Origin of the sequence: Kothea flammea (genome assembly GCF_052161645.1) — a bacterium.
GTDB lineage: Bacteria > Planctomycetota > Planctomycetia > Pirellulales > Pirellulaceae > Laterigemmans.
This window is the reverse complement of sequence record NZ_CP197414.1, coordinates 4,986,528-5,013,111: the sequence shown is the minus strand read 5'-3', so window position 1 is coordinate 5,013,111 and position 26,584 is coordinate 4,986,528. Positions and strand designations below refer to the sequence as shown.

The window sequence follows — 26,584 nt, the reverse complement described above, 5'->3', positions numbered from 1 at the left end:
CATGTCCATATTGCTAACCGCTGAACTTCCCGACCACACTATCAAACGGCTAACGCTGCGCCCCGAACAAAGGGCTCGCGTCGGCGGTTCCCCCTGGCTGGAAATGTGCTTGGGCGACCCTTTGCTAGCGGGCGAGCACTTCGAAGTCCGATACACCTCGGCACCTGAGATTGTCTGTTTGGATGCCGCGGTGCAGCTCACCGTTGCCGGTCAACAAGTCAGCCGCATTCCGCTCGGCGACCAGGCGGGCGCAGAACTGATTTTTCACGCCGGCGCGACAAAATTTCAAGTGAACCGGTTGACCAACGAGATTGCCAGAAATCTCAAACAGAATGCTGGCGGAGGCGATTCGGTGTTGGCGGAGGCTCTATCCGAGGAAGTGTTGAGTCGGCGGAGAAATCGTTGGCAAGTTCTAGCAACTGAGATGAAGTTATCGGAATCTGCCCAAGGTCAAATCGCCCATCAGATCGATGAGCCGGGTTTGGTCAATGCACTTTGCCAACAAGAGTTGCTCGCCGATGCGGTGCGGCTGACTTTACGGTTGCTGACACCCGAGCAAGCCTGCCGAATTGTCTGGCAGGAAGTCCATGACAAACTTGCGTTTGATCCACCATTTTTGCAAACCCTCAACGCTTGGCTGGACGCACCCGAGGAAGCACGGCGAGTGGCGATAGTCTCCGCGATTGAGGAGCATCAGTGGGAGGGGTGCCAAGGCTACTTGGCGGCGGCCGTTCAATTTTCCAGCGGCAGTTTGGCCCCCGTGGGGCAACCCGTAGTGGTGCCACCGCCCCACTTGACAGCTTTAGCACTCGACGTGGCGCTCAAAGTGGCCGTCGTCATGTCCACGGAAGTTTCGTTGAACCGAGTTGTGGAGCAAGGTGTTCTTGAGTTATCAGCTAGTGAATAAACAGCAAGTACATTCGCATGGTGCGTAACGGGTTTGCGCACGCATAGATCCGGACGATAGTTTTTCCCTTCAACCATTGAGTGAAACGCGATGCCTCCCGCTGCTCGAGTCAATGACTTACATGTCTGTCCGATGGTTACCGGCATCGTTCCGCATGTGGGCGGACCGATCATTGGTCCGGGCGACCCAACTGTGTTGATTGGCGGGATGCCCGCGTCGGTTGTGGGCGATAGTGCCGTCTGCGTTGGTCCGCCAGACACTTGTTCCATGGGTTCTGCGACGGTCATGGTGGGAGGCAAACCGGCAGTGCGGATGGGCGATCCGACCGGCCATGGTGGCTCGATCGTGCTCGGGCTACCAACCGTGCTGGTGAATTAGAAAACGAGCAAAAGTTGAGGACAAGGATGTCCAAAGAAAGAACCGTGAGCGGACCATCGACGTCACCGCGATTAATTGCTTGGCAACAGGCCAATCGCGTGGCCAATGCGCATGCGCGGACGAAACGCTGGGTTACTGGTCTTTGCTTGGCTTTATTGGTGGTCTTTGTTGCCTTGGCGGTTTGGCCGCTGGGCGCACCGCGGGTTTACTTTCTGACAGTCAGCGATGCGAACTCGCGGGAACGTGCCAGTAGCCAACGTCTCCACGCGGTGGAAGACTTCGTCACGTTACGGCAAACAGCTTGGCAATTGCGAAACGCGTCGTTGTCGCGATGGACGGAGGAGGTTCGCGCGATCAGGCAATCAGCCCCCGATACCGTGCTGGTCTATCTGGCGGGCACACCGGTTTGGGATTCGACATCGATACGACTCTGCTTACAGCCCGCCGCGGGCTTCGAGTCGCAACAACCGATCGATCTCGGGGACATGGTACAACAGCTCGGCGATGTGGATCGTCCGGCCTTGCTGATTGTCGATGCGGAGATCGATCCGTTCACTGCGACTGGTAGTTTGCCGGAGTATCTTGGTTGGCGGCTCCGCCAGCATTTGGAGGCAATCACCAACTCGCTGGCTAATCCAAACCTTCGCGTGATCGTTGATTTGCGAGTCCGGGAAGTTGCCTTTGACGATCGTGCCATGCCTGCTCCCGCTCGATTGGCTGAAGATTTGCTGACAGCATTCGGTTCCGAAACGGATCGCAACGGCGATGGCACCATCAGCTTTGCTGAATTCACGCAGGCTATTCTGCGATCGCCGGCAACCAGCGGACAACTTGCCGGTTGGCGAGAGATGTTCCCTAGCGAAATCGATGATCTTCCTAACGTTAAACTTGCACCTAGCTTGGCCAAGATCGACCCGCCGCTGCAGGCGACCGCTGTTTCCGCCAAGCGAGCAAAACTGGTTGCGCCGATCGATAAGGCGAACGATAATGAAACCGTAACTGCTGCAACCGTCACTACGGAAACCACATATGCGTTGCTTGCTCCCACGGCGGCAGCGGCGGTGGCTTTTGGGCAACTGGATTTGCATACCCAACAGGCAGCTTCGGCGGCACAGTTGCTTGACCAACTCGACGCGATTGCCGAATTGGCCGAGGGGGCTGGTGTGGCGACTCAGTGGGTTGCCACGCACGCTTCGCAATTCCAGGTGTGGCCGCTGACGGAAGTGGTGACCCCAATTCTGGAGAGCGAGCTCGCCTGGAAGCATCAGCGGACATTGCTGCGGGCTCACCTCGATCACCAACGTTTGTTGGCGATGGGTGATCTAACGCCCGCGCAGCAGGCTCAGCTGCAGGCCGGGCAAATGCATCTACATCATGCCACGCGGGCACTCCTCAGTCCGGTACGCCTCAGCAATCAGCAATATGTGGTGGAGCAAGCCCATGTGGCCGCCGCGGCGATGTCGGAATTGCAAGCCTCTTTGGCGTGGCGACGCGAGGCGGAGCAGCTCGTGCAGCAAGTCGTCGAGAACGAAGCGCGTTGGCGAAGGCTACCGGTCATTGCTGCCAGTTTTGATGAAGACTTAGTCGTTAAACTGCTAACCGGAACCGCCGAGATTGCCGATGCGCTGACCTCGGAGCAACACTTTGATCAAACTGAACTAACTCGTTTACAAGCCTTGCTGCGAGCGAATGAAAACAAGTTGTCAGCTCTGCGCGCACCGTTGCAGCCAGAACTGGGGACTGCAGACGGACTCGCGCAGGCCGCTGGTGATGATGCGGGGGGCAGTTCGCCGGCCAAGCACGCCAAGGCTGACAACATTCAGGTTTTGACACAAGTTCGTTTGGCCCGCGCGCAGTTGTTGGCTGAACTCGTACGGGAAAAGCAGCCGGTGGAGTCGCGGCGCAAATTAATCATGGCTGGAAAGCAGGCCCAAGCGATGTTGCTCAAAGAGCCTTTGCCGGCTGAGTCGACAACCGCCGCGTTAGATACTTTTCTGTACTTGGCGATGGCGCATTCGGGACATGTCGCTGTCGCAAATATGTACCAGCAGCCTGACGTGGAAGCGGCCGTGACGGCAATGGTGACTCGCCTAGCAGACTACGCGATTGCCGCAAACTTTGATGCCACGCCCGAGGAACGCCAGCGGTTGCTTACGATTCACAATCGTTGCGCATTGCTGGCCAAGACGCGTGGCTTTGATGTTTCAGCTTGGCAATTCACCGCACATTTATTATTCGCTCGCTTGGCTGGACGGCTGGAGGAGTATGCCGAAAGCGAGTTAATCATTGTGCTTAAATCGCCCTTCAACGAGCGTGTCGGACAGATTGAGATTGAGGCTGAGCCGCAGGGGTTGTTGTTTAGCAGCCTGGCCGGTTCGGAAGCTGGCGACGCGTCGGCAAGTTTGGTGACATTGCGCGAGCCGGCTACAGGACTGAGCACAAAAGAAAACTCACGAGATCACTCACAACTTAGTAGCTCAAATCAGCCAGTTCGCACTGTGCGAGCTGTCAGGAGCAGCGATCGACAAACCGGGGAGCTTGTGGCGACGGGCACCTCGCCCGAGGTTACTGATACTTTTCGGATTAGCGTGCGTCGTGTTGCTGGGTTTCCGTTGCCGCAAGCAATTCATGTCCGTCTGAATCGTGGGGGTGTCCGCGAACGATTGAGCGTGCGTTTGCCAGCAACCTCGCCTCCCTTGGCGGCGCTCCGGGTAGCCAAACTTGATCAACCTGTCACGTCGGCAAGCGGTCAGACGACTTGGGCGATGGTGCCGAATCAGACAGCAGTCAGAAAACTCTACCTGCGGTCCGAGGGGAACTCGCCGCGCAAGTTGGCGGTGCGTCTGTTGGCATTGAACAGTGTGGCCGAAGTGCCTAAGCATTCAATGTCGCCGGCGCGGACTGAGGTGTGGTTGGCAGAACAGGGTGGCGTCGTCGAGTTGGCCAAAATCGCCTCGGTTTTGGTGTCTAACAGCGAGGAGACGCGACTGGTCTTCCCTCCGCAAGTCTTAAAGCCCACCGACCCACTGGTTTCTCTGCAACAGTTGGTATGCGAAGTGGAAGAGACAAGCAGTGGCATGAAGCAGTTGCTGCCGCTGGCTCCCATCGTGGTCCGACCCTTCGGTTTAGTGACACCCAATGTCAAATTTAATCATCTTGAGAAGCGTATTGGTGTGAGATTTCAGCGCACTGAGGCGATGTTGGCGGAGGATGCCGAGACGCCGCTGAGTATGCGTTGCGAACTGTTCAACTTGGACAACGGAGAAGTTGCTGCGACGGCGGAGGTGGCTTTAACGGGAGAGATTACACCATGGAGAGAGATAGCCGCAGAGGGGTTGCGCGGTGCAAACGCCGGATTGCGGATCTCCGTGCTCGGCTGGCCCAACGCTTTCGTCTATCAGATTCCTCTCAACCAAACAAAAGATGCGATTACCACCACGGATCAGGTGTTGCAGATCAACTTTGAGGAACCGAAGCAGATTGTTGCGCTCCAGCCCGGTGCTCATTTAATTGCCCCGCGCGCACTTGCGCTCATCTCGGATGATCATTTTCGCTACGGGCGGGACGTGGTGCGCGTGGGAGTTGATATGAATGGCGATCGCCTGTTGCAAGACGAGCCGCTGGTGGAACTGCGAACGCCGGTCGAGATTCGTTTCGATTGGCATGGTGTTGATCCGCAAGGACAAGTGGTGTTGCATTGCACCGTCGCGGCGCAAAAATTTCCGCTCTCAACACGGGCTCTCGTCAACGGTCGTTATCCGTTGTTGGCGGAATTGCGACACGGTGGTCGCAGCGTCTGGAACGTGGGACCTGTCGTGGTGATCGATTCCGAACGGCCCCGCGTCGCCGAGTTGGAATTATTGAGTCCGCTGCCAGCCGAGTTGGGTAAACCGGTCACGGTGCGGGTGAATGTCGATGACAAGGGATTAAGCGGGCCGGCGTTGGTCGAGTTGGGCTGGGCCGAGGGAGGTGATTTATCCTTTACTGCGGAGGTCAAGAAAACGAGTGGGCAACGCTTGGCGAATGGTCAATGGGAAGCTACCGTGCCGACCGCCAAACGGAACGCGGGGCCGCAGCAGTTATTGGTGCGGGTGTTGGATCGGGCTGGAAACGAAAGTGAAATCAAGGTGCTGGATGTAACGTTGATGACGGCGGAGGAGATCGCGCTACGGCGGCAAGAGGCGACGACGGCCGTGCAAGGGTTGGTAGCCTACGTGAGTAAGCCAGTTGCCGGATTGGAGGTCTCGCTAACTCCCGTCGCAGCGAACCCCGCAGGAGACGAGTCGTCGGCAGCGGGTGGATCTGAAGGAAGTGAAAAAACTGACGCAACTGATCCAGGTGCTGCAACCGATACAGTCAATAAGGGACTGTCCGCAGTGCAAACAGACTCCGCGGGGCGGTTTGTGTTTCCCCGAGTTAAGCGCGGGCAGTACCGTTTGACGGTGTCGGGGCGTTATCTGGGGTCGGATCGCGAGCGGAGCTTGACGATCGAGGTGGATCCCCCAACGCCCACCACGGTGCCGCGAATTCGCATTGACTAGCAGCAATTCTGGGCGTCACCCGAAACTGCCGAGTCGAGAACGTTGCACGAGATTACCGCAGTTGGACCGGGTGCTATGGAACTGGCTCAAACATCGCCACGTGTTGCTCGACACCTATTGCGGCTCGGCATTGCCGCCGGACTGTTGATGATGGCATCGGGATGTGCCGGTCTATCGCCGCTGGACTATCCACCGGCGCCGATCGGGGTGCCGCACCATCATGGCGTGCTGCCTGCCGAGCCGATGACGTTGCCACGCTTCCTGGGACTTGATCGGGCGCTCGCGTGTACGGCAATCGTAGCGCGGCAGCAACGCGAGCGGATCGCGGGGTTCGTGCCGGCGCTTGAACCACAGCCGGTTGCCAATCCCCTCTCGCACCCTGATAACGCTGCGCACCCTTCGCCCGCGGTAGCCAACGTTCATAAATTAAAGCAGGCCAAAGCTGAGAGCGCCGTCAAAGTCAAAGCGGTCGCCGCTTTGGCCGGTTTTGATTGCGCCGCCGATCCGCATGTCGAGGAAGGTCTGTTGGCCGCTTTGGATGATCCCGCTGCGGAAGTTCGCGAGGCGGCAATTCAGGCGGTGCTGAAATCAACGCAGCAATGTGGTAACGCTTGTGGTGGCTGTTGTAGCCTGCAAATTCGGGCCAAGCTGACCCACATCGTGTTTGATAAGAAGGACGACTGTTGTTGGGTCGAAACGAGTGCGCGAGCTCGGCGGCTGGCGAGATTGGCTCTGGATGCCTGCGGAGGGCCGATCTCTGACCTGGATGCCGGTTGCGCGTGTGAGCAGGTGCCGCTCGAATCGCCTCCACCACATTTGTTGCAATAATTTTCCAGTGGGTTAAGGGGAGCTGTCACAATGGCGATGACCGGAGCAGTTGCGAGTCAGCTAATTCATAAAGTAATTATCGATAAAATCGAACTTGGCTTTCTGGGGAAACTCGCCGTCAAGCAAATGCGAGTGTTCTTGATCAAGCCCAATTTTGCTGGGTCCTCCAGCACCTGCTGGTGGGCGCTGTGCGACACCCCGACGAAGGCCAGCACCGTGCAGTTACGCGTTCTCAGCGAATGCGTGGTCAAATTGTTTGGCATGCACGTGAGCATTGATCCAACTCCCACGGCGAAAGGTAGCTTTGCGCCAGCAATTGAGACGTTGCAAGACTTAGCGGATCGGGAAACCAGCGTGGGGGCGATCGAAACGACGCTCACCGGTGCTTGGAAGGCGGGGGTCTGGAGTGCTGTTAAGGATACCGATTTAGAGTTTCCAATTGCGATGGATAAATTCAAGTGTGGTGGCGCGGCACACTTTGTCGAATCAGCCGACTCCATTGAGATCAACTTGTTTTATCAAGCCAGCAAAGCCGATTTTCAAACTTTTCTCGCGCACTGTGAGCGACAGCGGGATATCGAGCAGATCACTTACACCATGGAACTCTGCACGCCAGGCACGCAAACGATTCGTTATCTTTATAAGCCTCGCCAGAATACCCTCAAAGCAGCTTGATGTTCAGGTTCTATCGGCCGTTGAGCGCCAGCTCACGATTCTACGGAACCGGACGCTAGCGCGTTCCGGCTGATTCCGTTTTGCTTACTGACTTATGGGAAGGTGCTTCGTAGTCTGTTAGGAATTCGCGAGGAATGGTTCCCGTCCGCCACCATAAAGTTAGCCACGATATTTTTGCCCAACCCACAGGATATTCTTTCCCCGATTTCTCTTTTTCACGCTCCGACCGCGAGCCTGGTACCATCAATGGTTGTCTAAGAGGGACAACCGCGGCGGCCGTGTGTGTTCGGCGTCTGGCAGTGATTTGATGGGGAATAAATATGAAGGCTCGTGAACTTTACAATCTCGGGGTGCCTAAAGGCACGGCAATGCAAGTTGCGCTCGACGCGATTAGAGTGGCGGCTGCACAAGGTCAGCGGCGTCCTCAGCTGCGGGAACGAATCACTGAGATCGTAGAAAACCCGGCCGCGTTCGTGGCAGATCCGCTATGGGGTTCGTTGGCCGAAATGCTGGTAAAGACCTTTGAGGTTCAGGCGCGGTTCGTGGGCCGCGAGGAGCCTGCCCCTTGGAAGCAGTGGGGTGACGGGCTGGAAGAAGGTGCCGTCAAGCAAATGGCGAGCGCCTGCCAATTGCCGGTGACTGTCGCTGGGGCATTGATGCCTGACGCCCACCAAGGTTATGGGTTGCCGATCGGTGGGGTGTTGGCGACGAAAGACTGCGTGATTCCTTACGCGGTGGGGGTTGATATTGCTTGTCGCATGAAGCTGACGGTGCTCGATTTACCAACTTCCATGCTGGAGCATAAGCAGGATCTGCTTAAGGGGGCGATTGAACGGGAGACTCAGTTTGGCATCGGAGCTCGTTTTAAGCGACCTCGGCAGCACGATGTGTTGGATGCCGACTGGAGTGTTTCCCCGATTACGCAGATGCACCGCGACAAGGCGCGATCCCAGTTGGGGACCAGCGGTAGTGGAAATCACTTTGTTGAATTTGGATTGCTGACGCTGTCGGAAGCCGATTTGGGGCTGCAGGCGGGGACCTACTTGGCGCTGCTCAGCCACAGTGGCTCACGTGGCACGGGAGCGGCGGTGTGCAGTCACTACAGCCAGTTGGCCAAGGAATTGCACCCAGAGTTGCCTGGGGAGATGAAAAATCTTGCCTGGCTCGACCTGGATACCGAGGCTGGCATGGAGTATTGGAATGCAATGAATTTAATGGGTGAGTACGCGGCGGCAAACCACGCTTGTATCCATCGTGAGATCGCTCGTCACTTGGGTGCTACCGTGATGTTGGATGTGGAAAACCATCATAACTTCGCCTGGAAAGAGACTCATGGTGACCAAGAATTAATCGTGCATCGCAAAGGAGCCACGCCAGCTGGACGTGGGGTGTTGGGGATTATTCCCGGCTCCATGGGGACACCTGGGTTTGTGGTTCGCGGAAAGGGAGTTGCCGCGTCGTTGTTGAGTGCTTCGCACGGGGCGGGGCGGAGAATGAGCCGCACCGCGGCAAAGGTCAAATTCAATTGGAAGGATGTGAAACGATTTTTAGAAGATCGGGGTGTGACGTTAATGACGGCGGGTCTCGATGAGGTACCGATGGCTTATAAGGATATTCATCAAGTGATGGCTGCGCAAAGCGACTTGGTGGAAACGGTTGCCCGCTTCGATCCCAAGTTGGTGAAAATGGCACCCGCGGGAGAAAGGCCTGAGGATTAGCATGGGCCTGTTTAGTTACATGGATTCGCTAGCGACTCTCTTCAGCAATTTTCGCGTAGATCTCGCGTGCTTGATCGTAAGCAGTTTGCGCGGCGTCGAGCTCTTCTTGGCGAATCATGTTTCTTTTTTGACTCCAACAGACTTGGACCGCATCGCGGCACCATTCGGCGCTGCGGCGATTGGCTCGGATCGGCTTGCCGTCCACTTCGACAAAGATCGGGTTGCTGTGCATCGATGGCAAGATTCTCACGGCTAACCATGATGACTTGGCGATCTCGACGTCGAAGGCCAATTCGTGGGGTTGCCCGTCGGCGGTCACTTGTTGCCTGCCAACGACTTCTCCGTTCATGATCAATTCCACGGGCACTTGGCGGGAGTCACCGACGCGGGCTCTTTCCAGGTGCCAATAGGGTTTTTCGTCGAGCCGGCGTTGGGCAATTGCTGAAGCCAGAGCATCTCGCTCTGGCGGCAGCATCGCGGCGACGGTGCAGCGTACCTTTTGCGAGGAGGCGGCTGGCAAATTGAGTTGACTAGGCTGGCCCGCAACTCGGCTTTCCCCAAGTTGCAAGGAACCGACCGAAAACTGCAGCAGGTGGCTGAGCCCATCGCCGACGTAGCTGCGACCGTCTCGCAGACCGTATACCCAGTCTTCGTACTGCAATGGTTCTGCGGATGTAAACTCGGGGACTTGGACATAACTGCGTCCCAGACCAACGCGTTCTCCATAGATACATGGAAAGTCTGTTTCACCGCTGATGCGGGTGCGAAAACCACAGTTCAATGTGTGATACCAGATATTCATTTCCCAGATCACTGGCGTATCGACGGCGCTAATGAAATCACAGACGCCATGGGCGGCGGCCACGATAAATTCGTTGGCGCCGATACCATCGAAAGGAGGCATGGCGTAATCGGGCAAGCGATCGGCAGCGCGGCCAGCTTGGTTTCGACTGCCGCCCCAAGTATTGGGCAGCATGCCGCGGGATCCATCGGGCAGGTAATCAGGCAATGCCAGTCCCCAGCCGCTGTGACTGTAACCGACAATGCCACCTTGCTCCTTACCCCAACGCAATATTGGTAGCGTCCAAGTGGGCCATTCCTCAATGGCTTCAGTCCCGGGATAGTCATCTTCGCTGAGGTTCAACAAGCAAAGATGCCCGGCATGCGATGAGGGAAAACCGCTGACCTCCACATCATATCGCATCAAATTTCCCGGTTGGGAGAGTTGCGATACTCTGCCATCGAAATACTGTTTTTGATAATACCAACAGGGTCCCCAACTGAGTACGCATCCCACGTTCAAATCCTCACCGATCAAATGGCGGACCATATCTTCTGGCGTGACACCCTCGGTGGGATTCTCATAGTGAGCACAACCGGCGGCGTGGACATGATGATCGCCCGAAAACCAGCCGTGTTTAGCCATGTGAATCCAACGTTTAAGTTGAATCTCCAGCGGCTTGGCAGCCGCCGTCACGGTGAGCGGAATATTGACTGCTTGATATTCGGGTCCACGGTAGGCGACAATCTGGTATTCGCCGGGAGCCAACTGTAGGGTATCGCCATCCGCACGATAGATTTGCTCGTGGAAAAAGAAATCGGGTGCCAAACGACGCGACGGATTGGGATAAACCCGACCTCGACGGTCCTTGATCAGCAGGCTGCAAATCGTCGGTTGGCCGTCATGATCCCGAATACTGAGGGGAATGTTCACCGAAGGGCGGCATGCGAAGAGGATGGGAACTTCACTGCGAAATCCTAAGTCTTGAGTCCCCTGGCCGACGTGCATTGCCAAGGTGGCTTCGCGTTGGCCAGCGTCGCGGCTGTAAAGCTGGAGGATCCGATATTCGACAGGCAGTCCCGAAAGTGTTTGGGTCATTGGTTGCGAACGCACCGCAGCAATGTCGAGCCAACGTCGCGCCGCATCGGCGGGAGTAATCTTCATTTGTGGTGCGGCCGCCGAAGTGCTCCGTTTGACCATTGGGGCGGCTTGGGGGCTAGAGCAATCGAGGGGCGCGGTCACCCCCGCTTCATTGACGACTTTAACTAAGAAGTTCGTCCAACCAAATTGATCCAAAATGGGTTCTGCGGCTCCCCTGGCAACCTTCACTCGACTCTCAGGGTTAATGTTTACCGTCAATAGACAATAGGGATCGAGGATCTCCTGCAAGCCCTGAATCACTTCATCATCGGCCGAGTTATCCTGCAGCGCGGCTAGTCGATCCAAACTCGCCGCGGGCAGAGGACTGCCGGCTAACTGTAATGCCTGAACCACTCTTTGGACATTGGCTTCGAACGGTTGTCGATCCACAGTGAACACGACGTTCTCTTGAGCGAAACCGTGGGGGCTGAGCCCAAATCCGAGCAATACGATTACCGCGACGAAACGGCCAATGTAAACACTTCCAAAACACTGGGAGGTAGGCATATCAGAGCACTCGCCGAGGGGAGGAGGGCGGGGAATGTGGCGGTTTGTTTGGTCAGGGTTGCAACAAACTTCTCTTGTAGCTTAACCGATCGGCACAATCAGTTGCGTTCTCCGGCTGGCAAAATTGAGCTATGATGGGGAAAAATACTCGTATTACTTTGGTATCAAATGAGCAGATTCCCGCTGACTTGGCTCGTGCTGTTGATTTGCGTGGGCTGGCAAGCCATGTCGCTTTCAGCCACCGAACGACCCAATATCGTGTTATGCATGGGTGATGATCACGGCTGGGAGGAGACTGGTTACAATGGGCATCCGCACGTCCGCACTCCAGTCCTCGATGAAATGGCGAGCAAGGGAATGCGGCTGGAGCGTTTTTACGCAGCACATCCCAGTTGTTCACCGACCCGGGCCAGCTTTCTGACGGGGCGACATCCGAATCGGATGGGAACGTTTGCACCGGGTTGGTCATTCCGCCCCGAGGAAATTACGCTCGCAGATATCCTCAGCGGTGCCGGATATCGTTGCGGCCATTTCGGAAAATGGCACGTGGGAACTGTCAAGCGAGCGTCTCCTGTCAGCCCCGGAGGGATGGGGTTTGATAGCTGGCTTTCCCATGACAATTTCTTTGAAATGAACCCCAGCTTGTCGCGTGATGGAGGGCCACCCCAAATCTTTGCCGGTGAGAGTTCCCAAGTGCTCGTGGATGCCGCGATTGAGTTTATTGAGGCTGCGCAAAGCAACGATCAACCTTATTTTGTTGTCATCTGGTTTGGCTCGCCACATGAACCATACAGCGGTCTACCCGCAGATTTGGCTCTGTATGATCACCTGCCCGGGCAATATTCTCAGCTGGTTAAGCTGACGTCGAATCAAACGGGCCAGCAGGTATGGCGATCGCAGGGGGAAGTGCTGCGGGAGCGCTATGCCGAAATCACGGCGATGGATCGAGCGATTGGTAGCCTGCGAAGCCAGCTTGGCGAGCGTGGATTGCGAGACGACACGTTGCTGTTTTATTGTGGTGACAACGGGACCTCGGCCGATGGCGCGTTGGGCGTGCCGCATCGTGGTGTGAAAGGGCAAGTCTATGAAGGTGGTGTACTGGTACCCGCCGTGATTGAATGGCCAGCTAGAATTTCGCAGCCTCTGAGCACGCCCATTCGCGTCAGCACAAGCGATCTATTGCCCACGATCTGCGCACTGATCGACGAACCCCCGCCCACGCGGCCTCTCGATGGTGTTGATCTCAGTGGACTATTGACCGGCCAATTGGCTGAGCGCTCGAGGCCGATCTATTTTTGGATGGTTGACACTCGGCGGTTGGCGAGTGCGGAACCGCAGCCATGGATCGAGCCAGAATTGCAGCGCGGTACAACGCCGTTGGTGAAACTGATGGGTGGAAAATTGACGCGTGACTTTAAGAACTTTCACCATTCTGCCGTGACCGTGGAGGATTACCGCGGCCCGCGGGCCATTATTGACCAGCAGTACAAATTGGTGATTCATGAGTTGAAGACTGGCGATGTCAAATATGAGCTTTTTGATTTGGAGGCAGATCCCGCCGAGTCGCATAATTTAATCGCCGACTTGCCGGAAACTGCTGAACGATTGAAAACGCAAATGCGAGATTGGCAAACGTCGGTGCTGAGCAGTTTGTCCGGTGCGGATTACTAAGGAACGAGCGGGATTAAAGTCGCCTTTCGCTCCGCGAAAGTAGTAAACAGTCGCCACTTAGACGACAGGTTCGGCTGTGAACTGACACTCCCCGGCGACGTAGACGCGTTGCACGTTGAGTGTTTTATCCAGCACGACGAAATCGGCTTGTTTATTGACTTCGATGCTGCCGCACGCAGCCTCCATGCCCAAACGTGTTGCCGGTGTGAGGCTGGCCATTCGCACTACGGTCGGCAAATCGGCGGTGGTATCGCAAAGCATTTGGCGGATCATATGGTCCATGCCGACGATGGAGCTGGCCAAACTGCTGCGGTCCGCTGACCAGCCCACCTTGCCGTCACTGTATAGCATCGTTCCATCTGTGTGATTGCCGAAACGATAATTGCCCGGTGGGTAATCGAGTGCTCGGTTACAGTCGGTCACCAGGCACAATCGCTCGCTGCCGAGCATGCGGTAAGCGAACTCGAGCAACTCGGGAGCGAGGTGTTGGCCATCGGCGATGACTTCGGTGCTCATTTGGGCATTCAGCAAAACGAACTCAGCCATGCTGGCTTGCATCGGCACATTGAAGCGTTGCCGCAAGCTGGGGACGCTGCTCATTGCGCACCAAAAATGATCGACGTGGCGAGCTCCGTTGGCAAAAGCGATCTCCATTTCACTCCAACTGGCGTTGGAATGGCCACACGTGATGAAGCAACCCGCCTCGGCGGCGGCTTGGTAGAAGGCGGTTGCCCCCGGCAATTCCGCGGCGCAGGTGGCAATGCGAACCAGGCCGGTGGCGAAGTAGTCGGCGTATTCCGACGCCAACGGCTCGCGACGACCGGACGCCGCGTGGCAGCCCACTTTGTCCTCGGCGAAATAGGGACCGTAAAGATGGACGCCGGCAATGCGAGCCCCGGACGCTTTTCGCGAGGTTCGGCCGCAAGCCTCCAGCATCGCGTGCAGTTGCGCGGGACTTCCCGTCGTCGTGGTGGGGAAGATTGTCGTGGTCCCGTGGCTGAGATGAGCCCGACAGGCTGCCGCGATTGCTTCTTCGCTGCCATCCATAAAATCATGGCCGGCCCCGCCATGGACGTGTAAATCAATAAAACCGGGAGCCAAATATGCCCCTCGCAAATCGATCAGCTCATCGTCTCGCTGCGCACCTGCTGGGTCGGAGATTGCTGCATTGGAACCTGCTTGCGTGGGGATATCTCCAGCCGCGGCCACGCTGACAATCTGCTCCCCTTCGCAGACAACAATCCCCGCTTCCAGCAGTCGATCTGGCAAAACAATGTTGCCGTTGTAGAAGACTTTTCGCGACGCTGGGGTCAGACCATCCATGCTTGTACTCGTTAATGCTCCGTGGGAACCACGTTACGAGGGTTCGCGGATAAAGTGACGTTGACGGGTTTGTTTGCGGGGTGGCTGAGCTTGACTGACGGCTTGAAAATTGGCTTGCGGAACCGCTTGGTCGGCGGCAGCCGGCTCGCGTTCCGCGGTAATGGTCGGTAGGTCAGCCGCGAGTTGGCTCTGGCTAGGCTGAGCTTGCTGGATTGTTTGGTTTGGTTCGCTAACGGGAGCGTGAGCCGCCGTGTGAGTCAAGTTGGGCTGTTGATTCGTTGCCAGCGATTCGGCGGCGATGATGTGGTTATTGATGGGAACAGGTTGAGGCGTTGTCCAGCGTGATGCTGGGTCTGGTTTGGCCGAAGTGTTGGGGGTCAGTTCCGCGTAGGCAGCGAGCGGAATCCCATAGCGGGTGCGTCGCACGGTCGTTTGTGAAACTGGCTGGGCCCGGAGCAAGTTTTTGGGCTCCTCGCCGAGCGCGAGCGGCACCGCAACTTCATGGTAACTGGCTGGCAGCTGAGCGACGGGGATCTCGTAAGGGCTTTCGACCTGTTGCGGAGTGGCAACATGGGCAAAGATCAAAGCTTCAGGCGATTGTTGGCCCGGCTCTTCGCTCCGCGTTTCTTGCAACGGCGTAACCGCTGGCGGAATTCCATGAGTACTGGCGTTGGCCGCACCGAGTTGGCGATCTGCTAGCCGTTGCTCGGCATTTTGATCCGCGGGGGCCAGCTGTGGTGCACGCCGGAAAGGCAAGGCGGCAAGTAGACCGAAGACTAGCAGCGCGAAAGGCAGAATGAGAGTTCGCAATTGGAAGGCTCCTCATGGTCGAAGGTTGCTGAACGACTTTGGGGTCGCTCAGCTTGAATAGCTTCGTCCATGAAGAAAAATAGCGGCACTGCTTCCCGCATGGGAGCAACATCGGCAATTCGCGGCGGGGACTTCAGTCGAAAGCACAAAAAAGTAGGCCAGCAAACTGTTTTGCCAAAAGTTGAGAAAAGATTCCGTAATCGTCAAAGTCTACCCAACCGGCAGTCGATAACCTTTGCGGGGACGAGTCTGTCTGTGGTTTCTTATCGAAACGGCGATGGAATCGTTAGGGGGGCTTCCACCAGTACGCCTGGGGCTCGGGATCGACGCAGGATCGTCTTGCGTGACCGAGAACGGGGACACGACGGGCAAGGAAGCCAACGGGATGAATCGCTCGCTCATTCGCTGCGCGACTTACGTACAGCTGTGCATCATGACTTTCGTAGCGGCTGGGTGTACACCCACACAGCCATTTTTCGCTAACGAAAGCTCTGATCTACGACACTATCTGGATACCAGTGCAGGTATTGAGCATCCGGATATGCGTAACAGCGATCTGCTGGAATCTCCGCAGTCGCTGCCGCCGCTGACGTTAGACAACCACCAATACGAATATTGGGATATGACGCTCGAGGAGTGCGTGGCTATCGCACTGCAGAACGCCAAATTCATGTTCACTGTTCCCGGGACCTCCGAGGAACGGCAGAACGTGATAGCCCAGTTCGCTAGTGGATCGGCTGGTCAATTCGGCAGCATCTACGACACGGCCCTGCAACAAACGACTACGCAAACGGTTCCGTTGGCTGTTGATAGCAACGGCAATCGCGTCGTGGGTCGAGGCGTCCAGCGTGCGAATCAGGTTGGCGGCGTGGAAGATGCGTTGGCTGAATTTGACGCACAATACAGCTCCGTGTTCAGCTACAGCACCACCGACCGGCCGCGAAACGTGGACGCAGCCAACGGCTTCAACGCTCCGTTATTCCAAGGTCGCGACGGCTTCCAGCAATCGGCGATCTCCAAACGGATGGCAACCGGTGGCGTGGCTACGCTGCGTCAGCAAACGCTTTACTCATTGAACAATTTGCCTGTGGGAGCCGGTGGGGTAGGGCGAGATGTGCGAAGCGATTGGACCGCAATTCTGGAAGCCCAGGTAACGCATCCCTTGATGCGTGGTCGCGGGACAATGATCAATCGCATTCCCGTGGTGCTGGCACGATTGAATGAAGACGTCACGATCACCGAATTCGAAGCTTTGGTGCGAAACTTGGTTTATGACGTAGAACGCACGTATTGGGATTTGTACTGTGCTTATCGCAACGTCGAAACCGAAATCATCGCCCGTAACGCGGCCCAGGCGACCGCGTTCGCCACGCGAGCTTATGTGGAGCGGGGTGGAACGGGGACGATTCAAGAACAACTGCTGGCTGAGGCTCGCTATTATGAATTCCGCAACCGTTTGCAAGGAGCTTTGGCTGGCTCCAATGTGGCAGGTTCTGATCCCAACGGGGTCTATGGTCTAGAACGTGAGTTGCGTGCTCGGATGGGGCTCGAGGCTACTGACGGGCGACTGATTCGGCCCGTCGATGAACCCACCATCGCACCGGTTGAGTTTGATTGGTACGTCGCGTTGGAGGAATTGCATCTTACCAGTCCTGAACTGCGTCGCTCCAAGATTCGTCTCAAGCAGGCGGAGCTCGAATTGATTGCCGCCAAGAACCGCTTGTTGCCTCAAGTTGATGGGTCGATCACTGGTCGACTGGTCGGTGTCGGTGACGAACTCGGCTTGGGTGGTCGTGATGCCGCTGCCTTCCCCAACCCTGACGTTAACGTGGGGGCAACCGGATCGTCGGCTTTGGCGGGACTCACCGAAGGGAATTACGCGGAGTTGGCGCTGCGGTTGGAAATCACGCCGACGGCCATCGGGCAACGACGTGAGCTAGCCGCGATCAACAATGCCAAACTCGAAGTGGCTCGGCAGAAAGCTTGGATCTTTGACCAAGAACGCGCCTTGCAAATTCAGTTGGCCGGGGCGATGGCGAAACTGCAAACGCACTATCGTCAAATCCAAACCAACGCGGCTTGGCTTAACAGTGCGGAGGGTGAATACACCGCTCGGATTCGGAAATACCTCAGCCCCGGAGGCGTGGGAGGTGGTGGCGGCGCCGGTGGTGCCACGGGTGGCGATGTGGACTTGATCTTGGATGCTCAACAGCGTCGTGCTCAGGCTCAAATCAGCTACTACCGCTCGCTTTGTGAGTATAACAAATCGATCGCTTATGTGCACAACTTGAAAGGTTCTCTGTTGGCGATGAACAGCATCGAATTGCAAGAGGGGCCATGGAGCGAGAAAGCTTACTGGGACGCACTTGAGCGAGCCAGAGAACGGAGTGCCGGATACTATTACAAGTATGGTGTAACGCGTCCCAATGTGGTCAGCACCGGGTCGAACCTGATTTCCGATCAAGCTGTTGTCGAACCTTTGCCATCGGCGCTTGCTCCTGAAGGAGTTGCTGATGGATTGATCTTGGGTTACGAATCGGTGGAAGGACAGTTGCAATATCCCGGTAGCGACGTGTCGCCCAGCGAGATGTTCGAGGGGCCGATCGGTTCAGGAGTCCCCGGTCAATTGCAAGCACCCGAAGGTGAGTGGACCGAATTGCCCGAGGTGGAAATACCCGGCGGGCCCCGATTCGAGACAGTTCCAGTGCCACCGCAAGCGGGTCGTCAATCGTCCGCGACTGGTTTGATTCAACCGGTGTCGCATACGGAACTGGATGAGAAACCGCAAGTGATGCGGCGACCGGTTCCCAAGCCGCTAGCAATTCAATGATGGAAACGCTGAGGGGCGGAGAAGGTGGGTGACAAAGACCCACTGCGCGAAAGAAAAGCTCGGTTGCAGAAATTGCAACCGAGCTTTTTTTCGTTATGCGTGTTCAGTGTAAAACCGCTGTCCTCAGTGTAGAACCGCTGTCCCCAGCTGTTTGCAGTGTAGAACCGCTGTCCTCAGCTGTTTGCAGTGTAGAACCGCTGTCCCCGGCTGTTTGCAGTGTAGAACCGCTGTCCCCAGCTGTTTGCAGTGTAGAACCGCTGTCCCCAGCTGTTTGCAGTGTAGAACCGCTGTCCTCAGCTGTTTGGCATAAGCCTTCAAGCGATTGGGGACAATCGCTCTACATATTTTTGAAACTAATTTCTTTGTAAGTCCCAGGCGGCAAACCACTCGGAGCCTGTGGGGCGCATCGAGTACTCGCGTTCGAGTCGTTCGGCCATGTCGGGCAAATGCCCCGCGCCGTAGAAGACGGCAAGCCGTTTCTTGCCCGCTTTGAGTTCCTCTTCCATGATTTGGAAGGCCTTCACGTTGCGGCCGCGAATCAAGGTGTTGTTGCCAGAGGCGTCATCGAGACCGGCCGTCATGACTTCCACATCGATTAACTGTTTCGCCATCGCTTGCTTCATTTTCTTGGGCCGGTCATCGCCTGCCATGAGTGCGATCAGCATACCCGCGTCACCGCCTTGAGCAGAAGCTGATGCGAGCCCGGCGCCCATCATGCGTAGTCCCATCTTCAGCAAACTGTCTCCCCGCTTTTCCATGTCCTCCATGAATTCTTCGGGGCTCATATCGGCGTGACGGAAATTCTTAGCCAGATAGTTGATATGTTCCAATTGGAACTCGAGATTGAGCATGTCCCGCATCCCCAACTGCACCGCACTCAACGGGCTGTCGCGGTTGCCAATATCCTCGGGACGAACACGAGTGCCATCTGGAGCGACTAATTCGTAAAGAACGACATCGTATTTGCTGAGCCTGCGGTCGAGTTCCTCGTAATACTCTTCTTGACCGATGTGAACAACTCCCACGAGGTCAACAATCACTCCCTCGTAGCGGCTGCCGGTTGGCCCCGCGTAGCGAACGATTGAAGTCTCCAGTGCTTTGGGCGCGCCTTTGGCGGTTTTGGTCAGCCGCACAAAACGCTCGGTCTGTTCCCGCCGCCCAGCTCGTTTGGACTTATCAGCACCAGCCTGCTCTTCGCCAGCTTGTTTCTCGCCAGCTTGTTTCTCACCAGCTTGTTTCTCACCAGCTTGTTTATTGGCGGGGGGTGGGTCGGCAACGGCCGAGTCTTGGGCATGAACGAAACAGCCACTACCAAACAGGCAGAGCCAGCCGGCCAAGATGCGAAACTTCAGAAACATCGATCGACAACCAGTGCATCGAGAAATAAAAAGCAGAAAATACGATTCCCATTGCAATCACTGTACCCTCATGGCTACATGAAAGATAAGCCTCGGGACTCGTTTGGGCAATTATTTCCCGCGAATTCGCCTGGCGGTTTTACGGAATAGGCGGCAGAAATGCGGCTGTTTCGCCGTGTGCTTAGGCGTTGAGATTCAAAGAACCGCCGGGAGGACCCGACGTTGCCAAGTTAGGGGTTCCACCGAACGTGGCCTGCATATTGGGCACGGGGACCGCAGACCGAGGTGGGCTATTTTCCCCGAGTTGCTGCTGTTTCGCTTGCTCGGCGCAAACGAGCTGCCAAGTTTCTTGCTCGATCCTCAAAATTTTGCCGATCGACTTGATGCGAGCGATCCCCGGCTCTTGCTCGGCCAACGTCAATTGCTGCAACAGAAAAACGTACAGGTCGGACACTTGAACAGCCAGCGGTCCACTTTGGCGGGTAATACCGGAGAGCAGCTCGCCGAGAATATCGCGGAGCCGCAGCGTCCACTGGTCGACCAAACGCTCGGGAGTTTTTTCTCTCTCGGCGATAATGACTTGGATCAAACCAACGGCCCGGTCGAGGAGCAAGGATCTTAATTTCGCGGGGGACGCGGTCAAGACCGTGGTCTGCAAGTACTGTTCGTTGGCGGTCGCTAATTGCATCACTGCGAGGCAAACCTGACAAAGAGGGAACGGACGGAATTAGGTAGGTGACCAATCAGGGGCCTGGACGCAATCAAGAATCGGCCATGGTGATTAATTGGATCGAAGAGAGAAATTGTTGATTACCTTGAACTTTGGCGATCGACGCTTCCATCTGGTAGAACTGCTTAAGTAATCGGCTGCGTTCTCGGTCTAACCTCACACCCATCGAAGTGATTCGTTGGCCATTTGCTTCGATTTGGTTATTTAGGGTGGTTGTGCGGTTTAGAAGGAGTCCGCCATCGAGACCTGCGTAGCGCTCGACAAGTTGATCGAGCTTGGCGACGAAGCCGCGATCTTCGTGAGTGACGAAGCGTTCCACCCCTTCGGGGTCCGCGGCCAGACTGGCCCGAAACTTGGCCTTGTCGAACGATAGTTTGCCTTGTTGATCAGTCGACAACCCGATGTCGGCACCCGAGCGGATCGAGCCCGTGCCGGGGAGTCTGCTGGTCACAAGTCGGCTAATCCCCGACTCGAGATTTACAATCTCACTTCGCCCGAACAACACACCGGTGGTGGCTGAGTCTTCGTTGAAAAAGGTCAATTCATCGACGCGGCTGGCAAAGGCGTTATATTGCGTCACAAACCGATCGATAGATGATTCCAGGCTGGCGCGATCGTTGTTGACGGAGACGGTGACCGGTCCATCAGTGACTGCTTTGGCCGTAAAACTGAGTCCTTCGATAGCATCGGCGAAGACGCCATCGCGGCTGCGGATATTTACGCCGGCGGCGCCTGGTTGGCCGATGGAAACAATCGCGTCACTACCTTGGGATGATTGCTGCAGCCCGAAATCGATGCCCGACGATTGCAGGGAAACGCGTCCCTGGTCACCGCCGCGACGGCTGCTCAGGGAAAACGAAGCGGTACCGCCTGGATCATTCACCAGGGACGCAGTGGCGAAACGTCCTTGGTCACGAATCCGTTCGACGAGTGACGCTAATGTTTCGTCGGAGCCGATTTGAAACACGTCGGCCTGGCGAGCGTTGATCGTTGATTGCAGTGTGCCATCGACGATTTCCAAGTTAGCCGAGCCTGCTAGACCGAGATCGGCGGCTGTTGTTCCGCTGCCGAGATCGCGAACCAAAAGTGTCTTATCTCCAGCGGCGGTATCGATGATTCGAATGCCATCACCGCTTGAGTTGATGGTGGCGGTGACACCAATCTCCAAAGCGTTAATCGCGTCGACCAATTCACCAACGGTGCTGATCTCATCGGCTTCCAAGTCGAGAATGTCCGTAGCGCCCGTAGAGTCTGTCAGACTGACTCTGCCGATGCCGATACCGGTCCCTTGATTCAGATCGGACAACTTGGTGGCGCGAGAGACGAATTGAGCATCCAGGCTAGCGCCGGCAATGATCACGTCGGTCGTGGAGCCTTCAATACCAAGTGCTGCCGCAGTCTGATCGCCACTGCTGATGGAAAAGTTCGTTGCATCGCCACCTGAGAGATCGCGAATTTGCAATCCGGAGCCAGCCCGATCGACACTTGCTTCAACGTCTAAGCCACTTTCATTGATCGCGTTAATAACATCTTGTAGTGACTTGGCGGCGGACAGATCGACACCATCCGAATTGCCATCAGAGGTGGTGATTTGTAGCGAAGTCAAATCCCCCAAGCCGGCACCACCTTGCAGCGTGTCGAGCGACACCGTTGCTAATCCGCTCATCAGGCGACCGCCTTGAAGCGTGCCGCTATCGCTGCTGCCGGCTAACCCCAAATCGCTGGCGACCGTGCTGCTGCCGACGTCGGTGACAGTTAATTCCCCATCACCGGAAGTTAGATCGACTAACCGAATGGAGTCTCCACCGGGCGACAATTCCGCGCGGAACTTGGTGGGGTCTTGCGAATTCAGCACTCGCAACAAGTCACCCAGATTAGGCGTTTCCACGGCTTCGATGGCGGCACCGCCGGAGAGCGTAGCGGTGTCACTGAGGGAGACTAGGCCGCTGCCGTCACCGATCGCTGTGGCGGTGTAAAGTGCGGATAGTTCACTGTTGGCGGCTAAGGCGGTTTCGATATCGGCTGCCGTAGTTTCACCCTCGGCAACGCTGAATACCAGTTCGCGACCGTTTGCCGAGTTCAACAATTGGACGGTTTCTTCCCCTTGAATCAGATTGGGATCATCAACAAAGCGAACGGTGATCCCATCGGCTGCTCCGCCCTCTTCGACAGCTTGAAACGTCAATCCGGCGTTGGTATCTGCCGTGTTGGTGGTACCAATTGATTGGCTGGCCGGGCGGCTGAAATCGGCAAAGTCGACTTTGAACTCGCTGCCGTCAGCAAGCGTGATTGCCAAGTCATCTCCGCTGGCAAAACCGAGGCCGCGGTTGTCGCGCAGGCTAGAGAGTTGGGTGGAGTTGGAGAGCCGCAATATATCGGCGCCAGTCGCCGCATCGCTGGCCACGTTGATTCCGCTGAGCCCCAAATCGGCTGCCGTGCTGCCACCGCCGACATCTTCGACTGACAAGTTGCTATCAGTGCTTCCGGTGTTGTCGAACAGCTTGATCGCATCGCCCGCAGAGGTGGCCCGTACGTTGATGTCACTTTGTTCGTTGATGGCGCGGAGCACTTCATCGACGGTGCTGGCCGACGAGAGATCGATCAGCGCGCTGTTGCCCGAGCGATCGGTGATGCGAATCGAACCCGCTTCGACGCCGCGATCGCCGTTGAGCTCGCTGAGCTTGGCTGAGCGATCGACGTATCCCCCGCCTCGGACAGTCAACGAACCGGCGGAGCCAATTGCTCGCGCAGACGATTCAAAGGTGCGGGAGCGAAAGCTGTGTGTGCTGGCGGTCCGCAAGGTTTGGATTTGGTACTCGCCAATCTGTGGGTCACCCGTTTTGGTGACCGAAACCGCATCCGCGTTGGAGGAGGCTACGTTCGTGCGATTAAAGGACGCTTCGCTGCCAAAGCTGCGCGCCGATAATTGCAGCCCGATAGTTAACACGGTCAGACTGTCAATCGCTGAGCGTTCTTGCTGCAACTGCTCAGTGCGCGAAATCAAGCGATCGCGGGGAACCCCGGAAAGGCTGATCAATTGGTTTACGGTATCGTCGATTGCGGTACCGGTAATCAATCCAATAGATGACGAAATACGTCCCATGAGAGCCTAACTTTGTAGCTGCGCGACAGGATCGTGGTTGAGAGTCCATATTTAGGCGATGGCAACTTCGCTAGTAGACTCATAAAGATAATCGGTTGATCAAACTCCCCACCATGAGAGAAATGCGACGGCCTCAACAGTCGCCACATCAATTGTTTCTAAGAGTCGGTCGCCAGAGAGCGGGAATTCTGCTCTCTGGCGACCATACTTCTACGTTTGCGAAGAAAAAATCCTCGTCGCCGCTTATCGCAGCAAGGAGAGCACGTTCTGCGGGTTCTGGTTGGCCAGAGCCAACACGTTCGTACCCGACTGGACCAGAATCTGGGACCGTGTCAACGCGGCCGATTCGGCGGCGAAGTCAGCATCCCGAATGCTGCTCTCAGCTTCTTGCAAGTTGGCGACCGTGTCGTTGAGAGACGCCAAGTTGCTGTCGAGGGTCGTACGCTGGAAAGCACCCAATCGACCACGCAGAGAGGTGACCCGGTTGATTGCTTCGTTGACAATCTCCGAGGCGCGTCCCGAGTCGGTAGCCAAGGCGGCTGATTCACCCGAGCCGAGTTCGAACAACTTGCCAGTGGCACCACCGAGGCGAGCCGTGCTGACGCTGTCGATGCCAATCCGAGCCTGCTGGTTGCTGACCACGTCGGGACCGAGTTGGAACAAAGCTCCACCGCCGGTGATCGAGAAACTGGCCGTGCCCAAGAAGTCGGTATCGACTTCCATGTTGAGGTCAAGCGTCGCCGTGTTAATGGAAACTTTATTACCGTCGACCGTCGCGTCAACACCGTTGACCTTGGCCGTTATGTCGGTGCCGCTGGCTCGTGCTCCAGAGCCAATTTCCGGGGTGAAGTCACCCCCGGCTCCCTCGCTGATGACTTGAATGTCAACGAACTCGTTGCGGCCGAACTCGTTGGATTTGAGAGTCAACGTGTCGTCTTCCACCGAAGCTGTGATCCCGGTCGCATCCGCAACCAAGTTGATCTGGGCTTCCAACTGATCCAGCGTCGTTCCCGCACTGACGTTGAAGACTTCCGAGCCGTTGTTGCCAGAAATCTCAAAGACAACATCGGCAGACACACCACCCGCCGACGATCCGGTGATCGCCGTCGTGTTTAGCGTGTCGGTAGCCGGGTCGTAAACCGCATCACCATCATTGGTGGTTAGTTCGGCTTCATAACCATCTCCTCCAAGCGTGTTGTTGATGGCGTCAACGATGGTCGAAAGCCCTGTGGTGGCAGTATCATCCACCGTCACGGTAATGTTGCCGTCTTCGTCGACTGCTACGCTCGGTGCCCCTTGACCGGTTGCTGTCGCAATCGTCACGTTACCATTGCGATTATTTCCAGCGGGAGCCGTGATGGTGATCGCATCGGTCACCGTGGCGTCGGTACCCGCCGTTCCGGAACCGAGATTCTCGTCGGTCACGTCATCGCTGCCATTGGCAGCAAAAGCGGCGTTTGTGTCGACGGTGATTTCGAAGGCGTCGAAGTCAGTTTCATTTGCCAACGCGGCGGCAATATCGTCCAACGTCTGAGCACCACCATCCGAGACGGTGATTGTCAACACATCATCGACAAGGCTGGCTTCGGCAACCTCATTGTCACCACCGGCAAAGGCGGCGGCAGCGATGTCTTCAGAGCCATCGGCGAGGAAGGCTCCGTCAACACCCAAGTTAAAGTTAAAGTCGGCGGAGAATGTAGCTAAGGCTTCCACAGCCGCTTTGATTTCGCTCAGGTTACGGTCGGTGTTGTCGTCGACCGTGATGTTCAGGTTTGTACCGTCGAAGGTGACAGTAGCAGCCGTGTCCGTACCGGCGGTCTCACCATCAAGATCGAATGCGGCGATGTCATCGCTGCCGTCGCTGCGGAACAGCACGTCCTCAAAACCATCGTTGATGACAAATTCGAAGTCATCTTGAAAGCTGGCGTCTGCCTCCAAGGCAGTTTTGATCTCTTCGAGGCTGAGCGACTCGGCATCGTCAACGGTGATGTCTAATGTACCCGCTCCCGCGTTGACTGCGGCAGCTGCGTCCGCACCGACCGCGTTGGCCGATGCGACAGTCACGCTGAATGCATTGCCCGCAACGCCATCAAACGCTCCGCCCGCTTTTGCGCGAATCACGAACGCGCCGGTGTTACCGTTGACATCTTGAGCCGAGCTGACCGCTTGTGCCGTGGCGGTGTTGCCGGCTGTTACATTGAGGACAATGGAGTTACCATTGGAGCCCCTGTAATCGCTGGAGCTCTTGACCGAGATATTGAAGTCACCGGCAGCTGTCGATTGCGTGGCTGTAGCAGCTTGTGCAATTGCCGTGGTCTCTCCCGATACCACGTTTACCGCTACGGCGTTGCCGGCGGTACCATCATAGATGCCACCATCTTTGGCGTTAATCGTGTACGATGCACCCGCGGCGGTGGTCAGTTCCTGGGTGACTGCCTCGCCGTCATCTGACACATTACCCAGCGTGATGGCACCTGTGCCAGTGGAACCGGTGGCGATGTTGCCGATGTCGATTTGAGCTTGGCTGGCTTTCGCGGTGATTTCGACATCCACGTCCACGGCGCCCGCGGCACCAAGGTTCGCTTGGTCGATCTTCAAACCACTCAACTTGCTGAAATTGTTGGTACCCTGCGTGACGAAGTCGAGGCTACCGTCGAGCAACTTTCGGCCTTGGAAGGTCGTGGTTTGAGCGATTCGGTTGATCGCTTCCAACGAGCTGTCGATCTGCAACTGATTAGCAGCGACTTCGTCGGAACTTAAAGCGCCGGTGTTCGATGCTTCGACAACCAAGCCTCGCACGTCGTTCAGCAAGTTGCTGACTTGTGACAACGAGCTATCCGCTGTGGCGATGATTTGGTCGGCTCGCCGCGTGTTGCTGATCGCCTTGTTGAGGCTGGTGATCTCACTACGCAGCGCTTCACTGGCAATCAAACCGGCCGGGTCATCCGCACCACGGTTGATCCGTAAACCAGTGCTCAAACGGGTCAGACGAGTCTGCAAGTCGTTGTTCGACTGTTGGAGTCGGTTTTGAGCGACAAGTGACGGGACGTTTGTGTTAATACGTGTCATGGGTAGTATCCCTAGCTATGCTATTTTTCGGAAATGAATGACCACACCATGGGACTTGAAACGTCCGAAATGTGCCCACTCGCATTCCGTTGAGCGGACTCATCAAGTGTGGAGACAGTTAGTCGGCCAACGTATCCATTGATCAACGTTGATGATCACCATCCCCAATCTGCTTCGCTGCAAACGCGGGAACTGGTGATTTGCCTCCTTGCTGT

General features: G+C 56.4%; 15 protein-coding genes and 1 pseudogene. 8 read left to right on the top strand and 8 right to left on the bottom strand.

What is annotated here, in order from left to right; all coding sequences use genetic code 11:
- The first annotated feature begins 1 nt into the window (after nucleotide 1).
- The 6 genes from SH139x_RS18760 (at nucleotide 2) to SH139x_RS18735 (ending at nucleotide 9,047) form a co-directional block, all read left to right on the top strand.
- Nucleotides 2–907 (top strand): DUF6931 family protein, encoded by a 906-nt coding sequence (locus SH139x_RS18760; RefSeq protein WP_488351295.1) that lies wholly within the window; start codon nucleotides 2–4, stop codon nucleotides 905–907.
- A 90-nt stretch (nucleotides 908–997) separates the two neighbouring features.
- The gene (locus tag SH139x_RS18755; protein WP_488351294.1) at nucleotides 998–1,285 is read left to right on the top strand and encodes a PAAR domain-containing protein; all 288 of its coding nucleotides are present in this window, start codon (nucleotides 998–1,000) and stop codon (nucleotides 1,283–1,285) included.
- A 26-nt stretch (nucleotides 1,286–1,311) separates the two neighbouring features.
- Nucleotides 1,312–5,826 carry a hypothetical protein gene (locus SH139x_RS18750; protein ID WP_488351293.1) on the top strand — a complete coding sequence of 1,505 codons (4,515 nt, stop codon included), beginning with the start codon at nucleotides 1,312–1,314 and terminating at the stop codon, nucleotides 5,824–5,826.
- A 75-nt stretch (nucleotides 5,827–5,901) separates the two neighbouring features.
- Nucleotides 5,902–6,654 carry a hypothetical protein gene (locus SH139x_RS18745; protein ID WP_488351292.1) on the top strand — a complete coding sequence of 251 codons (753 nt, stop codon included), beginning with the start codon at nucleotides 5,902–5,904 and terminating at the stop codon, nucleotides 6,652–6,654.
- 30 nt (nucleotides 6,655–6,684) lie between these two features.
- The gene (locus tag SH139x_RS18740) at nucleotides 6,685–7,329 is read left to right on the top strand and encodes a hypothetical protein (RefSeq protein WP_488351291.1); all 645 of its coding nucleotides are present in this window, start codon (nucleotides 6,685–6,687) and stop codon (nucleotides 7,327–7,329) included.
- A gap of 320 nt (nucleotides 7,330–7,649) precedes the next feature.
- The gene (locus SH139x_RS18735; RefSeq protein WP_488351290.1) at nucleotides 7,650–9,047 is read left to right on the top strand and encodes an RtcB family protein; all 1,398 of its coding nucleotides are present in this window, start codon (nucleotides 7,650–7,652) and stop codon (nucleotides 9,045–9,047) included.
- 28 nt (nucleotides 9,048–9,075) lie between these two features.
- Here the strand turns inward: SH139x_RS18735 and SH139x_RS18730 are convergent, their stop codons facing one another.
- Entirely contained in the window at nucleotides 9,076–11,475 is a 2,400-nt protein-coding gene (locus SH139x_RS18730; protein ID WP_488351289.1) for a CehA/McbA family metallohydrolase, read from the bottom strand.
- Nucleotides 11,476–11,643: 168 nt separating this feature from the next.
- On the opposite strand from SH139x_RS18730, the gene SH139x_RS18725 reads away from it, so the two are divergent.
- Nucleotides 11,644–13,146, top strand: a complete 1,503-nt coding sequence (locus SH139x_RS18725) for a sulfatase family protein (protein ID WP_488351288.1) — start codon at nucleotides 11,644–11,646, stop codon at nucleotides 13,144–13,146.
- Between the two features lie 57 nt (nucleotides 13,147–13,203).
- On the opposite strand, the gene SH139x_RS18720 is transcribed toward SH139x_RS18725, so the two are convergent.
- Together SH139x_RS18720 and SH139x_RS18715 are read right to left on the bottom strand one after the other, a co-directional pair.
- Nucleotides 13,204–14,469, bottom strand: a complete 1,266-nt coding sequence (locus SH139x_RS18720) for an N-acetylglucosamine-6-phosphate deacetylase (RefSeq protein ID WP_488351287.1) — start codon at nucleotides 14,467–14,469, stop codon at nucleotides 13,204–13,206.
- A 33-nt stretch (nucleotides 14,470–14,502) separates the two neighbouring features.
- Nucleotides 14,503–15,279 (bottom strand): hypothetical protein, encoded by a 777-nt coding sequence (locus tag SH139x_RS18715; protein WP_488351286.1) that lies wholly within the window; start codon nucleotides 15,277–15,279, stop codon nucleotides 14,503–14,505.
- Between the two features lie 343 nt (nucleotides 15,280–15,622).
- Here SH139x_RS18715 and SH139x_RS18710 point away from each other — a divergent pair, with 343 nt between their 5' ends.
- Nucleotides 15,623–18,109 carry a TolC family protein gene (locus tag SH139x_RS18710; protein ID WP_488351285.1) on the top strand — a complete coding sequence of 829 codons (2,487 nt, stop codon included), beginning with the start codon at nucleotides 15,623–15,625 and terminating at the stop codon, nucleotides 18,107–18,109.
- Nucleotides 18,110–18,462: 353 nt separating this feature from the next.
- Here SH139x_RS18710 and SH139x_RS18705 read toward each other — a convergent pair whose 3' ends face one another.
- The 5 genes and pseudogenes from SH139x_RS18705 to SH139x_RS18685 form a co-directional block, all read right to left on the bottom strand.
- Nucleotides 18,463–19,467 carry a TraB/GumN family protein gene (locus SH139x_RS18705; RefSeq protein ID WP_488351284.1) on the bottom strand — a complete coding sequence of 335 codons (1,005 nt, stop codon included), beginning with the start codon at nucleotides 19,465–19,467 and terminating at the stop codon, nucleotides 18,463–18,465.
- A gap of 181 nt (nucleotides 19,468–19,648) precedes the next feature.
- Nucleotides 19,649–20,155 (bottom strand): flagellar export chaperone FliS, encoded by a 507-nt coding sequence (locus tag SH139x_RS18700; RefSeq protein ID WP_488356048.1) that lies wholly within the window; start codon nucleotides 20,153–20,155, stop codon nucleotides 19,649–19,651.
- 73 nt (nucleotides 20,156–20,228) lie between these two features.
- On the bottom strand, nucleotides 20,229–23,300 hold the full coding sequence (gene fliD / locus SH139x_RS18695) for a flagellar filament capping protein FliD (RefSeq protein WP_488351283.1): 3,072 nt from the start codon (nucleotides 23,298–23,300) through the stop codon (nucleotides 20,229–20,231).
- Between the two features lie 243 nt (nucleotides 23,301–23,543).
- Entirely contained in the window at nucleotides 23,544–24,377 is an 834-nt protein-coding gene (locus SH139x_RS18690; protein WP_488356047.1) for a flagellin, read from the bottom strand.
- 1,466 nt (nucleotides 24,378–25,843) lie between these two features.
- Nucleotides 25,844–26,369 (bottom strand): annotated as a pseudogene (locus SH139x_RS18685) (flagellin); the annotation flags it as partial.
- Between the last annotated feature and the right edge of the window lie 215 nt (nucleotides 26,370–26,584).

What these genes read in the sequence shown, in the direction of transcription:
- SH139x_RS18760 (WP_488351295.1), top strand. Translation starts at nt 2, where the DNA reads ATGTCCATATTGCTAACCGCTGAACTTCCCGACCACACTATCAAACGG.
- SH139x_RS18755 (WP_488351294.1), top strand. Translation starts at nt 998, where the DNA reads ATGCCTCCCGCTGCTCGAGTCAATGACTTACATGTCTGTCCGATGGTT.
- SH139x_RS18750 (WP_488351293.1), top strand. Translation starts at nt 1,312, where the DNA reads ATGTCCAAAGAAAGAACCGTGAGCGGACCATCGACGTCACCGCGATTA.
- SH139x_RS18745 (WP_488351292.1), top strand. Translation starts at nt 5,902, where the DNA reads ATGGAACTGGCTCAAACATCGCCACGTGTTGCTCGACACCTATTGCGG.
- SH139x_RS18740 (WP_488351291.1), top strand. Translation starts at nt 6,685, where the DNA reads ATGGCGATGACCGGAGCAGTTGCGAGTCAGCTAATTCATAAAGTAATT.
- SH139x_RS18735 (WP_488351290.1), top strand. Translation starts at nt 7,650, where the DNA reads ATGAAGGCTCGTGAACTTTACAATCTCGGGGTGCCTAAAGGCACGGCA.
- SH139x_RS18730 (WP_488351289.1), bottom strand. Translation starts at nt 11,475, where the DNA reads ATGCCTACCTCCCAGTGTTTTGGAAGTGTTTACATTGGCCGTTTCGTC.
- SH139x_RS18725 (WP_488351288.1), top strand. Translation starts at nt 11,644, where the DNA reads ATGAGCAGATTCCCGCTGACTTGGCTCGTGCTGTTGATTTGCGTGGGC.
- SH139x_RS18720 (WP_488351287.1), bottom strand. Translation starts at nt 14,469, where the DNA reads ATGGATGGTCTGACCCCAGCGTCGCGAAAAGTCTTCTACAACGGCAAC.
- SH139x_RS18705 (WP_488351284.1), bottom strand. Translation starts at nt 19,467, where the DNA reads ATGTTTCTGAAGTTTCGCATCTTGGCCGGCTGGCTCTGCCTGTTTGGT.
- SH139x_RS18700 (WP_488356048.1), bottom strand. Translation starts at nt 20,155, where the DNA reads ATGCAATTAGCGACCGCCAACGAACAGTACTTGCAGACCACGGTCTTG.
- fliD (WP_488351283.1), bottom strand. Translation starts at nt 23,300, where the DNA reads ATGGGACGTATTTCGTCATCTATTGGATTGATTACCGGTACCGCAATC.